This window comes from Leifsonia sp. KNZ13-11D, assembly GCF_056754895.1.
On the sequence record NZ_JBPGWU010000001.1, the window covers coordinates 2,360,615 to 2,374,188 of the forward strand.

Below are 13,574 nucleotides of genomic sequence, written 5' to 3' on the forward strand. Positions count from 1 at the left end.
GTCGGTGGGGTCGGTGGGGTCGGTGGGGTCGGTGGGGTCGGTGGGGTCGGTCACGTCGCCAGCCACTCGAGGTAGAACGAGCCAACGCCGGCGGCGACGAGCAGGCCGCCGATGATCCAGAACCGGACGACGACCGTCACCTCCGCCCATCCCTTCAGCTCGAAGTGGTGGTGGATGGGACTCATCAGGAAGATGCGGCGGCCGTGCGTCAGTTTGAAGTAGGCCCGCTGGACGATCACCGACCCGGCCTCGATCACGAAGATGCCGCCGATGAGCACGAGCAGCAGCTCGGTGCGGCTCAGGATGGCGAGGGCGGCGACCGCGCCGCCGAGCGCCAGCGAGCCGGTGTCGCCGAGGAAGATCTGCGCCGGCGAGGTGTTCCACCACAGGAAGCCGACGACGGCGCCCACGATGGCCGTCGCCACGATGGCGAGATCGAACGGGTCGCGCACGTCGTAGCACTTGGCGACGTTCTCGACGCTCAGCTTCACGTTCGCGCAGGACTGGATCGACTGCCAGAAGCCGATGATGATGTAGGCGCCGATCGCCAGGATGGAGGCGCCCGACGCGAGCCCGTCGAGGCCGTCCGTGACGTTCACGCCGTTCGAGGTCGCGGCGACCAGGAAGTTGATCCAGATCAGGTACAGCCCGTAGCCGACGAGCACCCCGATGACGCCGAACTTCGTGATCGAGCCGAAGTCGATCGCCGGCAGGTCGCGGATGAAGGAGACCGTCATGGTCGCCGGCGTGTAGCCGTTCCCGTTCGGGAAGCGGATGGCGAGGAACGCCCACACGGTCGCGACGATCACCTGCCCGGCCACCTTCGCCCAGCCGGTGAGCCCGAGACTGCGCTCACGGCGGGTCTTGAGGAAGTCGTCGATGAAGCCGACCACACCGAGCCCGACCATGAGGAACAGCACGAGCAGCGACGACACACTGGTGCCGTCGCCGGTCAGCAGGAGTGCGGTGAAGTAGCCGAACAGCGTGCCCAGGATGACGACGATGCCGCCCATCGTGGCGGTGCCGCGCTTGGCGTGGTGGCTCTGCGGGCCGTCGTCGCGGATGAACTGGCCCCACTGCAGTCGGCGGAACAGCCGGATGAACAGCGGCGTCAGGAAGAGCGTGAACGCCATGGAGAGCGCACCGGAGGTCAGCAGGGCTTTCACGAGAACGATTCTCCCAGTCGGTCGCCGAGGAAGCGGAGCCCGGCCGAGTTGGACGACTTCACCAGCACGGTGTCGCCCGGACGGAGCGCACCGGTCAGGTGCTCGAAGGCCTCGTCCTGGGTCTCGAAGTACAGCGATTCGCCGTCCCACGAGCCCTCGTTGATCGCGGTGATGTGCATGCGCCGTGCCTCGGGGCCGACGATGAGGAGCTGGTCGATGCCGAGCCGGACCGCGAGCAGGCCGATGCGGTCGTGCTCCTCACCGGAGAACTCGCCCAGCTCGCTCATCTCGCCGAGGACCGCGATCGTCCGGCCGGACGGCTCGGCGATCTGCGCCAGCGTCTTGAGAGCGGCGGCCATCGAGTCGGGGCTGGCGTTGTAGGCGTCGTTGATCACCGTCACGTCGCTGTCGCCGAGCACCTCCATCCGCCACCGCTCCGCCGTCTTCACGGTCTGCAGGGCGGCGACGATCGTGTCGATGTCGACGTCGAGAACGTGCGCGGAGGCCGCCGCGGCGAGGGCGTTCATGACGTGGTGCTCGCCGAGCACCTGGAACCGCACCGGACGCGAGGCGCCCTCTCCCCGTCGCGCGGCGGGAGGTGGAGGGTGAAGGATGTGCCGCGGCGGTCTGAGACGATGTCGGTCGCGCGCACGTCGGCGCGCTCGTCGAGGCCGAACCACAGCACGCGCGCGACGGTCTTGCCGGCCATCGTCGCGACGCGCGGGTCGTCGATGTTGAGCACCGCGACGTCCGAGTCGAGCAGGTCCGTGACCATCTCGGTCTTGGCCTGGAGCGTCTTCTCGATGCCGCCGAACTCGCCGGCATGAGCCAGGCCCACCTTGAGCACGACGCCGACGTCCGGGCGGGCCATGCGGACCAGGCGTGCGATCTCGCCGATTCCGCTCGCGCCCATCTCGGCGACCAGGAACTCGGTCTCCTCGGTCACCTGGATCATCGTCACCGGAGCGCCGACCTCGTTGTTGAACGAGGCGCGGGGCGCGATGGTCGGTCCGACCTGCTCCAGCACCGCACGCAGCAGGTTCTTGGTCGTGGTCTTGCCGTTGGAGCCGGTGATGCCCACGATCTTCAGCCGGCCGAGTGCGCGGACGCGGGCGATGACCTCGGTCGCGAGGTCGCCGAGCGCGACCACCGTGTCGTCCACGAGCAGCTGCGGCACGGGGAGGTCGAGGGCGTGGTCGACGACGAGCAGCGCCGCGCCCGCCTCGACGGCCTGTGGGGCGAAGAGGTGGCCGTCGGTCACCTCCCCGGGCTTCGCGAAGAACACGGTGCCGGGCACGACCTCGCGCGAGTCGGTCGTGGAGAGTCCGGTGATGACGGTCTCGGGCGTCGCGGGGGTGCCGTCGGGGAGCACGACGCCGTCGAGCAACAGCGTGCCTCGCGTGGCCGCGGCGATCTCGGCCAGGGTGAGGGCGATCATCTAGAGCCACCCGGCCTCTCGCAGAGCGAGACGCACGTCTTCGCGGGCGGAGTACGGCAGCCGCTGACCGGCCACCTCCTGGTAGTCCTCGTGGCCGGGGCCGGCGTACAGCACGACATCGCCCTCGCCGGCGAGCGACAAGGCCGTGCGGAAGGCGGCGCGCGGGTCCGGCACCTCGTACAGCTCCAGGTCCGGCACCGCCGTGCGGGCGCCGTCGAGCAGCGCGGCGCGGATCGTGGCCGGGTCCTCCCAGCGCGGGTGGAAGTCGGTGATGACCACGGCGTCCGAGCCGCGGGCGGCGATCGCGCCCATGTCGGTGCGCTTCGTGGTGTCGCGGTCGCCGTCGGCGCCGAAGACCATGACGATGCGGCCGTCCGTCACCTTGCGCAGGGCGCTGAGCGTCGAGAGGAAGGCGTCGGGGCTGTGGCCGTAGTCGATGAAGACGACCGGTCCGCGGTCGCCGGAGAGGCGCTCCGCGCGACCGGGGATGTACGCGTCGATCCCGCCGTCGCGCTCCAGAGCCGCTCCGATCGCGTCGAGGTCGTACCCCGACTCGACGAGCATGACGATCGCGAGCGCGGCATTGGCGGCATTGTAGGCGCCGAGCAGCGGGATGCTCGTCTCGAGACGGCGGCCGTCCGGACCCTCGAGCGCGAAGGCGGTGCGGGCGAGCGTCTCCTCCGTGACGGTCAGCATCCACTCGGCGTCGGAGCCCGGGGAGCTGGACAGCGTCGCGACGGGGATGCGCGACTGCTCCACCAGCTGGCGGCCCCAGTCGGAGTCGACGGTCACCACGCCGCGGCGGGCGCGGTCCGGCTGGAAGAGCTCGAGCTTCGCGGCGAAGTAGTCGTCCATCGCGGCGTAGTCGTCGAGGTGGTCGTGGCTCAGGTTGGTGAAGCCGACCACGTCGAACACGATGCCGTCCACGCGGTGACGGGTCAGGGCTTGGGCCGACACCTCGATCGCGGCGGCGCGGACGCCCTCCTCGCGCATGCGCGCCAGCAGCGCGTGGAGCTCGCTGGCCTCCGGCGTCGTGAGCTTGCTCGTGATGACGGTGTCGCCGATGCGTCGCTCGGCCGTCGAACTGAGGCCGGACACGACGCCCAGCTGGCCGAGGATGGCGTTCAGCAGGTAGACGACGCTGGTCTTGCCGTTGGTCCCGGTGACGCCGAAGAGGGTCGCCGAGTTCTCGTCGGTGCGGTAGATCCACGCCGAGACGGCGCCGAGCGCCGCCCGCGGGTCGGGCGTGACGATGACGGGCAGGCCGGAGTCGGCCGCGAGCTCCGCGCCCTCCTCGTCGGTGAGCACCGCCACCGCCCCCGCCTCGGCCGCGGCCTCTGCGTAGGCGGCGCCGTGGACGTTGCGTCCGGGCACCCCGACGTAGAGGTCGCCGGGCTCGACGGCGGAGCTCGCCAGCGCAGCACCGGTCACCTCGACGCCGTCGAGGTCGCCGCGGCAATCCAGCCCGAACTCCGCTACCAGCTGGGCGAGCGGGCGGGCGACGGGATGCTCGGGGCGCAGAGAAGAGGGCGCCGGTCCTGTCACGAGGCTCACTTTCAGTAGAGGTGTTTCTAGTAGTAGGGCGGATAGCCCGCCGGGCTCGACGTCGAGGGCTTCACCCGGTAGGTCTTCAGCACCTGACTCATGATCGTGTGGAACAGCGGAGCGGCGGCTGCCGACGAAGTAATGGTAGTCGGGAACCCGAGGTTGACCGAAACGACGTACTGCGGATCGTCCACCGGCGCGACGCCCATCACCGACACGTAGTACGAGGGCAGATACCCGCCTTTGCCGTCCGGCTGCTGGGCCGTTCCGGTCTTGGCCGCGATGCGGTAGCCCGGGATCTGCAGCTGCTTCTTGAGGTCGCCGTCGGTGACGACGGACTCCATCATCCCGAGCGTCGTGGCGGCCGCCTGCGCGGAGACGACCGGCGTCGGCTTGGTGTTCGGCACGTCCGTCACCGACCCGTCCGGATGCTGGCAGCCCTCCACCAGCGACAGCGGGATGCGCGTGCCGCCGTTGGCGAGTGCCTGGTAGGCGTCGACCATCTGCAGCTGGGTCGTCGAGACGCCCTGACCGAACATCGTGGCGTACTTGGTCTGGTCGTCCCAGTCCTTCACGGGATGGAGTTCGCCGGAGGACTCGTCCGGGTACGGGAGGCCGGTGGAGTCGCCGATCCCGAACTTCTTGAGGTAGTCGTACCGCGTCTGATCGCTGAGCGCGCGCCCGAGCTGCGACATGCCCGTGTTGGACGACATCATCAGCACGCCCGTCAGCGTGAGGCGCAGCGGGTCGTGGTACCCGGAGTCGTGCAGGTCCGCCCCGTTGCCCGACTTCCAGGAGTACGGCGCGAGCACCTGAGACGTCGGGGTCGCCTTGCCCTGATCGATCAGCATGGCCGCCGTCAGTGCCTTGAAGGTGGAGCCCGGCTCGCGCGGGTCGGTCAGCGACTGGAGGCGCCAGTACGACGGATCCGTCGCATCGATGTTGTTCGGATCGAGCGCCGGCCACTGCGCGATGGCCTTGATCTTGCCGGTCTTCGCTTCTGCGACGGTCACGAAGCCGAACTTCGAACCGGTGGCGCTGACCTGCTGGGCCAGCGTCTGCTCGGCGAACCACTGCAGGTCGCGGTCGATGGTGAGCTTGAGCGTTCCGCCATCCTTGGCCTGCTTCTGCACGACCGTGCTGCCCGGGATGGCGACGCCGTCGGCTCCGCGCTGATAGGTCTCCTCGCCGTTCTGCCCCGCGAGGCAGCTGTTCTCGCTCTCTTCGAGACCGGAGTCGCCGCCTTGGGAGAGGAAGCCGATCAGGTTTCCCGCGACCGCGCCGTTGGGATAGCTGCGCGCCTGCGTCTTGGTGAAGGTGAGCCACGGGTACGGGAGCTTGTCGAGCTTGTCGAAGGTGGCGACGTCCATCCCGGACTTGATCAGCACGTACTGCGACTTCGGGTTCTCTTTCAGCGCCTCGTCGATCAGCGCCACGACCGCATCGCCGCCCTGTCCGGTGAGGGCGCCGATCTTCGCCGCCGCCTCGACCATCTTCTCGCGGCCGCCGGCGATCGCGTCCTTCGGCGATGCCGCCGCCGTGTAGGTGTAGATCGTCGTGGCGAGCACAGTGCCGTCGCTGTCGACGATGTCGCCGCGGTTGCCCAGCAGCGGGATCGACACCTCTTTGGCGTTCACCGACTGCCGCTGCAGCTCGTCCGCGCGGACGACCTGGATGTCGACGAGCTTGGCTCCGAGGATGCCGACGGAGGCCGCGACGGCGAGCACCGTCACGGCGGTCCTCCGCCGCAGCATCTTCTTGCTGACCATGCGCGCCCGTCCCGTCGTCAGTGCGTCACCGGGGTCGGCAACGCTCCCTGCAACGGTACGGTCGGGGCGGTCGTGGGCGCGGTAGCGGCACCCGGAGTCGTGGAATTCCCAGCCTGTCCGGCAGCTGTGGACGAATTCGCCTGCTGCTGCGCCTGGGTGACCAGCGGCACCCCGGCGAGCAGCGAGTTCGGCACCAGGTTGCCCTGCGTGCCGGTCACCGTCCCGGCCGCGCCGTTGGCGGGCAGCGGGGCACCGAGCACCGCGCCGTCGGAGAGGCGGAGGTAGGCCGGGCTGCTGTTGGACACCATCCCGAGCGCGTTCGCGTTGGCCGCCAGGTTCTGGGGCGAGGAGACCCGGTTGAGATCCTCGGACACCGCCTGGTAGGAGCGCTGGAGCTGGTTCTGCTGGGCCTGCAGGGCGTTCAGCTGGTAGGCGCCCTGGGAGATGCCGATGCTGAGCAGGAGCTGCGCCACGACGATCACGAGCAGGGTGCCGACCGCGATCGCCGCGTACAGCGCCCGCGGTCGCGCCCTGCGCTGCGACCGGGTCGGGACCACCTCGAGGTGGGTGCGCGCCGGCTCCTCCACCGGTGCCGGGAGGACGCCGCCGTGCCACAGTGCGGCGGGCCGCTTGCGGGCGGGCGCCGGAACGGCTTCTGCCAGGGTGGTGCTCACGGGCGCCTCCTCGTCTGATCGGTGGTGGGGTTCGCGGGGCGGACCCGTTCGGCTGCGCGCAGCCGAACGGGGGTGGCCCGGGGATTCGCGGCCTTCTCGTCGTCGTCCGCGAGTTCGGCCCCGCGGATCAGCAGCTTCAGCTCGGGCCGGTGCTCGGGGAGCTCGACCGGCAGGCCGGCCGGAGCGCTGGAGGTCGAGCGGGCCTGGAACTCGCGCTTGACGATGCGGTCCTCGAGCGACTGGTACGCCTCCACGACGATGCGTCCGCCGACCGCGAGGGCGTCGATGGCGGCCGGGATGGCCCGCTGCAGCACCGCGAGCTCCTGATTGACCTCGATGCGCAGCGCCTGGAAGACGCGCTTGGCGGGGTGGCCCTGACGCTGGAGCGCGACCGGGGTCGCCTTCACGATGAGATCGACGAGCTGGCCGGAACGCTCCAGCGGCCCGCGCTCGCGCGCCTCCACGATGCGCGCGGCGTAGCGTCCGGCGAGCTTCTCCTCGCCGTAGTCCCGGAAGATGCGGCGCAGGTCCGCCTCCGAGTACTCCGCGAGGACGGTCGCCGCGGTCAGCTCGCTCGTGCCGTCCATCCGCATGTCGAGCGGTGCGTCCTTCGAATACGAGAAGCCTCGCTCCACCCGGTCGAGCTGCAGGGACGAGACGCCCAGGTCGAAGAGCACGCCGTCGATGGCCTCGAATCCGAGTCCCTCCACGGCCTCGCGGACGCCGTCGTAGACGGTGTGCACGAGGTGGACGCGCGCGCCGAAGCGCTCCAGCCGGTCCCCCGCGATGGCGAGGGCCTCGGGGTCGCGGTCGAGGCCGACCAGGGTCGCCTCGGGGAAGCGCTCGAGGATACCGGCGGAGTGGCCGCCCATCCCGAGCGTCGCGTCGACGAAAACGGCTCCGGGCTTGGTGAGGGCCGGCGCGAGCAGCTCGATGCAGCGCTCGAGGAGAACCGGGGTGTGGATGCGCTCGTTGTCGTTCATGACGTTTCGGGAACCGGGGCCCCGCCCCTGGTTCCGGATCCCCATCCATCCCGACCTGACACCGGGGAAGTGGTGTCAGGGCGTATGGCTGGGAGTCCGGCGTCAGGGACGCGGACCGTCAGAAGAGTCCCGGGATCACCTCCTCCTCCGTGCTCGCGAACGCCGCCTCCTGCTCGGCCAGGTAGGTCTCCCAGGCCGTGGCGTCCCAGATCTCCGCGCGGCTGCCCGCGCCGATCACGACCAAATCGCGATCCAGTCCCGCGTACGAGCGGAGCGCGGCCGGGATGGTCACGCGGTTCTGCTTGTCGGGGACCTCGGCGCTCGCTCCCGAGAGGAAGACGCGCAGGTAATCCCTGGCCTGCTTGCTCGTCACCGGCGCCTGGCGGATCTTCTCGTGGAGCGATTCGAACTCGCGCTGCGAGAAGACGTAGACGCAGTGCTCCTGGCCACGGGTGAGGACGAGGCCGGACGCGAGCTCGTCCCGGAATTTCGCCGGGAGGATGATGCGCCCCTTCTCGTCGAGCTTGGGGGCATGCGTACCGAGGAACATCGGCTGCCACCCCCACTCTCCCGGCCCAGGTTGCGGTGTGCCTCCACTTTACTCCACTCTCATCCACAAAACACCGCATTGCGGTCAGATTGCCCCGAACTGGGCACACCAAGCCCCGGAATCACGCGGGAAATCGGGGTGGAGGAAGATGGAGCGTCAGGGACCGGGGACGGGCATGAAAAAAGGGCCGATCCGGAGATCGGCCCTTCGTGAGGAAGTCGGTGGAGCGGAGTGGAGGGTCAGCCCTCGCCGCCGTCGTTGCGCTTGTCCCAGCGGTCGTTCATGCGATCCATGAAGCCCGGCTGACCGCCGCGCGCCTTGGTGCCCTTCGTCTCCGACGCGCCCGGTTCGACGGCGATGCGCTTGCCCGGTGCGATCGCCACGAGGACCCCGGCGAACATGACGATGAATCCGAGAATGCCCACGAGCGGCTGGCGGAACCAGACTCCGACGACGAGGACGACGACGCCCACGACGGCGAGCAGGATGCCGAGCACGATCGACCGGTAGGCGGGACGAGCCCGCTTGCCTCCGACCTTCGCTACGAAGTCTGCGTCGTTCTGATAGAGACTGCGTTCCATCTCTTCGAGGAGGCGCTGCTCATGTTCCGAAAGCGGCATCCGATTCCCCCTCTTTCTCGCGGGTTCGAGGCTTGGTGAGCCTGATTCTAACCTTGCCGGTCTGGCTAGGCTAGGCGTGTGTCTGAAAGCATCCGATTCGTCGACCTCATCCAGTCCAGAATCGATGGATTCTTCGATGCGCGCGCCTCTATTCTCGTCTCCATCGCCGACGAGCTCTCTCCCGTCGCGGCGTTCTCAAGGGATTTTCTCAGCGGCGGCAAGCGCTTCAGGGCCCTGTTCTGCTTCTGGGGATGGCAGGCGGTGCGCACGGCGGGCGACGAGCCGGCCGAGGGCTCCGATGCGAACGCGGTGACCGCGGGTGGCGCACTCGACGCCGTCGTCTCCGTCGCCAGCGCCCTGGAGCTGTTCCACGCCGCCGCGCTCGTGCACGACGACCTCATCGACAACTCCGACACCCGCCGCGGCGCGCCCGCCGCGCACAAGCGCTTCGAGGCGCTGCACGACCGCGAGGGCTGGGGAGGATCCGGTGCCTCCTTCGGCACGGGCGCAGCCACCCTCCTCGGCGATCTGCTGCTCATCCTGAGCGACGAGCTCTTCGACGAAGGGCTTACGCAACTCGTCAGCGCCCCGGCCCGGCGGTCGGCCCGCGCCGAGTTCAACCGCATGCGCCTGGATGTGACCGCCGGGCAGTACCTCGACATCTTCGAGGAGATCGGCTGGGCCGGCCGCCCCGACTCCGACCAGCTGGCGCGCGCAGAGCGTGTCATCGTCTACAAGTCGGCCAAGTACTCCATCGAATCCCCGCTGCTCATCGGCGCCAGCCTGGCCGGGGCGACGATCGGGCAGCTGGATGCGCTCCGCCGCTTCGGGCTCCCGCTCGGCATCGCCTACCAGCTGCGGGACGACCTGCTCGGCGTGTTCGGGGACGCGGACGTCACCGGCAAGCCGAGCGGCGACGACCTCCGCGAGGGCAAACGGACCGTGCTCATCGCGCTCACGCGGCAGGCCATCCCCTCGGGCGCCAGGGCGACCCTCGACGAGCTGCTCGGCGACGCCGACCTCACACCCGAGCAGATCCGCACGATGCAGCTGACGATCCGGGAGTCCGGGGCCGTGGACATCGTGGAGCGGATGATCGCCCAGAACGTCGACCGCGCGATCGAGGCGCTCGAGTCGGCGCCGCTGGGTGCGTCGGCCAAGGCCCAGCTGCGCGACCTCGCCGTCACCGTCACGCGCCGCAGCGCCTGACGGCTTGCGCCGCACGGGTCAGCCGAGCGCCTGGGCCACGCGGCGGACCTCTGCCTTGCGGCCGGCGCGCAGAGCCTCGATGGGCGACGTGCCCAGGCTCTCCTCCGGCTCGAGCAGCCAGTCGACCGCCTCGTCGTCGCTGAAGCCGTCGTCGGCCAGGACGATCAGCGTGCCGTGCAGCTCGCCCAGCGGCTGGCCGTCCTTGAGGAACAGCGCTGGCACCTTGAGGACGCCGTCGACGCGCTTGGCGCCGAGGTGGCGGTCCTCGATGAGACGACGGACCCGGCTCACGCTCAGGCCCAACTGCTCGACGAGGTCGGGGACGGTCAACCATTCCGTGGTCTGGACGTGCTCGCTCACCCCTCCAGCGTGCCATGTCTCGTGCCGTCGCGCACGCCGCTGCGATTGTTACGATCATGTGAACCCTCGTCACATCCGTCACTCCTGTTGACTCCTTAACTGTTCCGTGACACCGTGGGTTGTCGTCGTGTCACTCGAACAGGGGGATCCCATGGCTCTGACAGACACCGGCAGGATCCGCGGGATGCTGGGCACCGTGCCGATCGCGGTCGCGAGCTCGCTCGCGGTCACGCTCAACCTCGTCACCCCGGCCCAGGCCGCCCCGGCGGACCAGCGGGCCACCGACCGCGCGGACGACACGGGCGAGCACTCCGCCTTCCAGCGCTCCACCGTCGTGAGCACGATCGCCCACGAGTCCGCGGCCTCCCCGGCCCGGACCTCCGTCGCCGCCGCCCCCGCAACCTACCGGGTGCAGTCCGGGGACACGGTGTCCGGCATCGCAGCGCGCTTCGGCCTGTCCACGGCAGCCGTCCTGGCGATGAACGGCCTCAGCTGGAAGAGCCTGATCTTCCCCGGGCAGGTGCTGGCGCTGGCCGGGCCGGCGCATGCGGCCCCCGCGCCGGCGGCTCCCGCACCGGCCGCACCGGCGCCCGCCTCACCGGCGCCTGCCACGACGTACACGGTCGCCCGCGGCGACACCATCAGCGGCATCGCCGGGCGCTTCGGCGTCACGACGCGCGCCGTCCTCGCCGCGAACGGCCTGAGCGCCTCCAGCCTGATCTTCCCCGGTCAGAAGGTCCGCATCCCGGGCATGACGACGGCGGCGCTGAGCACCCCCGCTCCCGCGCCCGTCGCAGCTGCGCCGGTGGTCGCACCCGCGCCGCTTCCGCAGGCCGTGGCCGGGCAGGTCATGGCCCTCAGCGACGAGATGCGTGCGAACGCGCAGCTGATCATCCGGATCGGTCGGCAGGAGGGCGTCCCGGACCAGGGCATCGTCATCGCCCTCGCCGCCGCAGCGCAGGAGTCCGGTCTGCGGAATGTCCGCTATGGCGACCGCGATTCGCTCGGCCTCTTCCAGCAGCGGCCGAGCACCGGCTGGGGCACGCCCGACCAGGTGCTCGACCCGACCCGCGCCACCCTCGCCTTCTACGGCGGGGCCGGCAACCCCAACCCGGGACGCACGCGGGGGCTCCTCGACATCCCCGGCTGGTCCCGGATGACCGTCACGCAGGCCGCCCAGGCCGTGCAGCTCTCCGCCTTCCCCGACGCCTACGCGAAGTGGGAGACATCGGCGCGGGCCTGGCTCGCCCAGCTCGGCTGAGCCCGAATGTCACAGCCGGGTCACAGCCGTGACGTCCTCCGGTGTTTTGCCGGGTTCGACCACGGCTCTTTCCCTAGACTCGATCCGTGACCACGAGCCAGACCGACCCGATGATCGGCCGTCTCATCGACGGCCGGTATCAGGTGCGCTCGCGGATCGCCCGCGGTGGCATGGCCACCGTCTACCTGGCCACCGATCTGCGCCTCGAGCGCCGCGTCGCCATCAAGATCATGCACGGCCACCTGGCCGACGACTCCACCTTCAAGAGCCGCTTCGTGCAGGAAGCGCGCTCGGCGGCGCGGCTCGCGCATCCCAACGTCGTGAACGTCTTCGACCAGGGGCAGGACTCGGACATGGCGTACCTCGTCATGGAGTACCTGCCCGGCATCACGCTGCGCGATCTGTTGAAGGACTACGGCAAGCTCACCCCCGAGCAGACCATCGACATCATGGAGGCGGTGCTCTCCGGGCTCGCGGCCGCCCACAAGGCCGGGATCGTCCACCGCGACCTGAAGCCGGAGAACGTGCTGCTCGCCGACGACGGCCGCATCAAGATCGGCGACTTCGGCCTCGCCCGCGCCGCGAGCGCGAACACCGCCACCGGCCAGGCGCTCCTCGGCACGATCGCCTACCTCTCCCCCGAGCTCGTCACGCGCGGCGTCGCCGATGCCCGCAGCGACATCTACGCGCTCGGCATCATGATGTACGAGATGCTGACCGGCCAGCAGCCCTTCCAGGGCGAGCAGCCCATGCAGATCGCCTACCAGCACGCCAACGACGCCGTCCCGGCGCCGAGCGCGAAGAACCCGGCCGTCCCCGCCGAACTCGACGAGCTCGTACTGTGGGCGACCGAGAAGGATCCGGAGCGCCGGCCGCGTGATGCCCGGGAGATGCTCGACCGCCTGCTGGAGGCGGAGAAGTCGCTGCGCGGTGAGGCCGTGCTGCAGCCGACCATGGTGCTACCGCCCGCTCTCGAACTCGACGACGGCGACACGCAGATCATCAACCCCGCCATCCGACAGCAGGTCGCCTCCAGCACACCCGCCGCCACGGCGACGCTCACCGCCGCTGCCACGAAGCGCCGTTCGAAGGGCTGGTGGCTGTTCGCGCTCGTCATCCTGCTCGCCGGGGCCGCGGCCGGCACCGGCTGGTACTTCGGCTCCGGCCCCGGCTCGCTCGTCGCCGTGCCGAACGTCGTCAACTCGGCGCCCGACGCCGCCACGGCCGAGCTGCAGAAGCTGGGCTTCACCGCCGCGCAGGTGCCCGAGTACAGCACCACCGTGGCCAAGGGGATGGTGTCGAGCACCGACCCGGCGGCCGGCGTCCCCGCGGCGCGCGGCAGCAAAGTGACCCTGCGCGTCTCCCAAGGCCCCAAGCCGATCACCATCCCGCCCCTGGCCGGTCAGAGCACGGATGCCGCCAAGAGCGCCATCACGGGCGCCGGCGCCAAGGTCGGCGACATCGCGCAGCAGTTCGACGCGAAGGTGCCGGCTGACACGGTCATCTCCGCCACCCGGGCGGACACCGGCGCGGACATCTCCGGCGGCGGACCATACTTCGAGGCCGCGGCGGTCGACCTCGTCGTCTCGTCGGGCCCCATCCCGGATGTGGCGGGCAAGTCCGTGTCGGAGGCCTCCGGCATCCTGAGCAAGGTCGGTCTGCTGACGTCCGCCGGGCCGCAGAGCTACAGCGACACGGTCGCCGAGGGCGACGTGATCTCGGCGCAGCCGCAGCACGAACCGGTGCGTCCCGGCGACACGCTGCTGCTGGAGACGTCGAAGGGTCCCGAGCCGGTCACCGTCCCCGATGTCGTCGGGAAGAGCTGGGCCGACGCGAAGAAGGCACTGACGGACGCGGGCTTCACGCTCAAGTACAGCGCGATCGCCGACGTGGCCCCGCCCGCGTTCGTGGTCTCGAAGATCTCGCCGGCCGCTGGCACGCAGCAGCCGAAGGGCTCCACCATCACGGTCAACTTCGCCGGCTTCTGACCGGCCGCGTG

Annotated in this window: 11 protein-coding genes and 1 pseudogene; 3 read left to right on the top strand and 9 right to left on the bottom strand. The window is 70.1% G+C overall.

All coding sequences use genetic code 11. The annotated features are described in order from the left end of the window. Positions 1–50 precede the first annotated feature (50 nt). The 8 genes and pseudogenes from mraY to ACR9Y5_RS11805 form a co-directional block, all read right to left on the bottom strand. Positions 51–1,166 carry a phospho-N-acetylmuramoyl-pentapeptide-transferase gene (mraY, locus tag ACR9Y5_RS11770; protein ID WP_310129859.1) on the bottom strand — a complete coding sequence of 372 codons (1,116 nt, stop codon included), beginning with the start codon at positions 1,164–1,166 and terminating at the stop codon, positions 51–53. Further along, positions 1,163–2,604 (bottom strand): annotated as a pseudogene (locus ACR9Y5_RS11775) (UDP-N-acetylmuramoyl-tripeptide--D-alanyl-D-alanine ligase). The gene mraY and the pseudogene ACR9Y5_RS11775 overlap by 4 nt, the downstream one beginning before the upstream one ends. After that, positions 2,605–4,149 (bottom strand): Mur ligase family protein, encoded by a 1,545-nt coding sequence (locus ACR9Y5_RS11780; RefSeq protein ID WP_481299564.1) that lies wholly within the window; start codon positions 4,147–4,149, stop codon positions 2,605–2,607. A gap of 26 nt (positions 4,150–4,175) precedes the next feature. Beyond that, positions 4,176–5,918 (bottom strand): peptidoglycan D,D-transpeptidase FtsI family protein, encoded by a 1,743-nt coding sequence (locus ACR9Y5_RS11785; RefSeq protein ID WP_481298127.1) that lies wholly within the window; start codon positions 5,916–5,918, stop codon positions 4,176–4,178. Between the two features lie 17 nt (positions 5,919–5,935). Next, positions 5,936–6,592, bottom strand: a complete 657-nt coding sequence (gene ftsL / locus ACR9Y5_RS11790; RefSeq protein ID WP_481298128.1) for a cell division protein FtsL — start codon at positions 6,590–6,592, stop codon at positions 5,936–5,938. Beyond that, positions 6,589–7,575: a 16S rRNA (cytosine(1402)-N(4))-methyltransferase RsmH gene (gene rsmH / locus ACR9Y5_RS11795; RefSeq protein WP_481298129.1), complete on the bottom strand. Its 987-nt coding sequence runs from the start codon at positions 7,573–7,575 to the stop codon at positions 6,589–6,591. Before rsmH ends, ftsL begins: the two co-directional genes overlap by 4 nt. Before the next feature lie 118 nt (positions 7,576–7,693). After that, entirely contained in the window at positions 7,694–8,125 is a 432-nt protein-coding gene (gene mraZ / locus ACR9Y5_RS11800) for a division/cell wall cluster transcriptional repressor MraZ (RefSeq protein ID WP_310129869.1), read from the bottom strand. Positions 8,126–8,364: 239 nt separating this feature from the next. Beyond that, positions 8,365–8,745: a DUF3040 domain-containing protein gene (locus ACR9Y5_RS11805; RefSeq protein ID WP_481298130.1), complete on the bottom strand. Its 381-nt coding sequence runs from the start codon at positions 8,743–8,745 to the stop codon at positions 8,365–8,367. Positions 8,746–8,823: 78 nt separating this feature from the next. Here ACR9Y5_RS11805 and ACR9Y5_RS11810 point away from each other — a divergent pair, with 78 nt between their 5' ends. After that, the gene (locus ACR9Y5_RS11810) at positions 8,824–9,954 is read left to right on the top strand and encodes a polyprenyl synthetase family protein (RefSeq protein WP_481298131.1); all 1,131 of its coding nucleotides are present in this window, start codon (positions 8,824–8,826) and stop codon (positions 9,952–9,954) included. Positions 9,955–9,972: 18 nt separating this feature from the next. Here ACR9Y5_RS11810 and ACR9Y5_RS11815 read toward each other — a convergent pair whose 3' ends face one another. After that, on the bottom strand, positions 9,973–10,314 hold the full coding sequence (locus ACR9Y5_RS11815) for an Rv2175c family DNA-binding protein (protein WP_481298132.1): 342 nt from the start codon (positions 10,312–10,314) through the stop codon (positions 9,973–9,975). A gap of 151 nt (positions 10,315–10,465) precedes the next feature. Between ACR9Y5_RS11815 and ACR9Y5_RS11820 the strand changes: the two genes are divergently transcribed. Together ACR9Y5_RS11820 and pknB are read left to right on the top strand one after the other, a co-directional pair. Beyond that, positions 10,466–11,575: a LysM peptidoglycan-binding domain-containing protein gene (locus tag ACR9Y5_RS11820; RefSeq protein ID WP_481298133.1), complete on the top strand. Its 1,110-nt coding sequence runs from the start codon at positions 10,466–10,468 to the stop codon at positions 11,573–11,575. An 86-nt stretch (positions 11,576–11,661) separates the two neighbouring features. After that, on the top strand, positions 11,662–13,563 hold the full coding sequence (gene pknB, locus ACR9Y5_RS11825) for a Stk1 family PASTA domain-containing Ser/Thr kinase (RefSeq protein WP_481298134.1): 1,902 nt from the start codon (positions 11,662–11,664) through the stop codon (positions 13,561–13,563). Positions 13,564–13,574 lie beyond the last annotated feature (11 nt).

Bases quoted from the DNA above. Each gene is read 5' to 3' on its own strand.
- ACR9Y5_RS11805 (WP_481298130.1), bottom strand. From the start codon at position 8,745: ATGCCGCTTTCGGAACATGAGCAGCGCCTCCTCGAAGAGATGGAACGC.
- mraZ (WP_310129869.1), bottom strand. From the start codon at position 8,125: ATGTTCCTCGGTACGCATGCCCCCAAGCTCGACGAGAAGGGGCGCATC.
- ACR9Y5_RS11820 (WP_481298133.1), top strand. From the start codon at position 10,466: ATGGCTCTGACAGACACCGGCAGGATCCGCGGGATGCTGGGCACCGTG.
- ACR9Y5_RS11785 (WP_481298127.1), bottom strand. From the start codon at position 5,918: ATGGTCAGCAAGAAGATGCTGCGGCGGAGGACCGCCGTGACGGTGCTC.
- rsmH (WP_481298129.1), bottom strand. From the start codon at position 7,575: ATGAACGACAACGAGCGCATCCACACCCCGGTTCTCCTCGAGCGCTGC.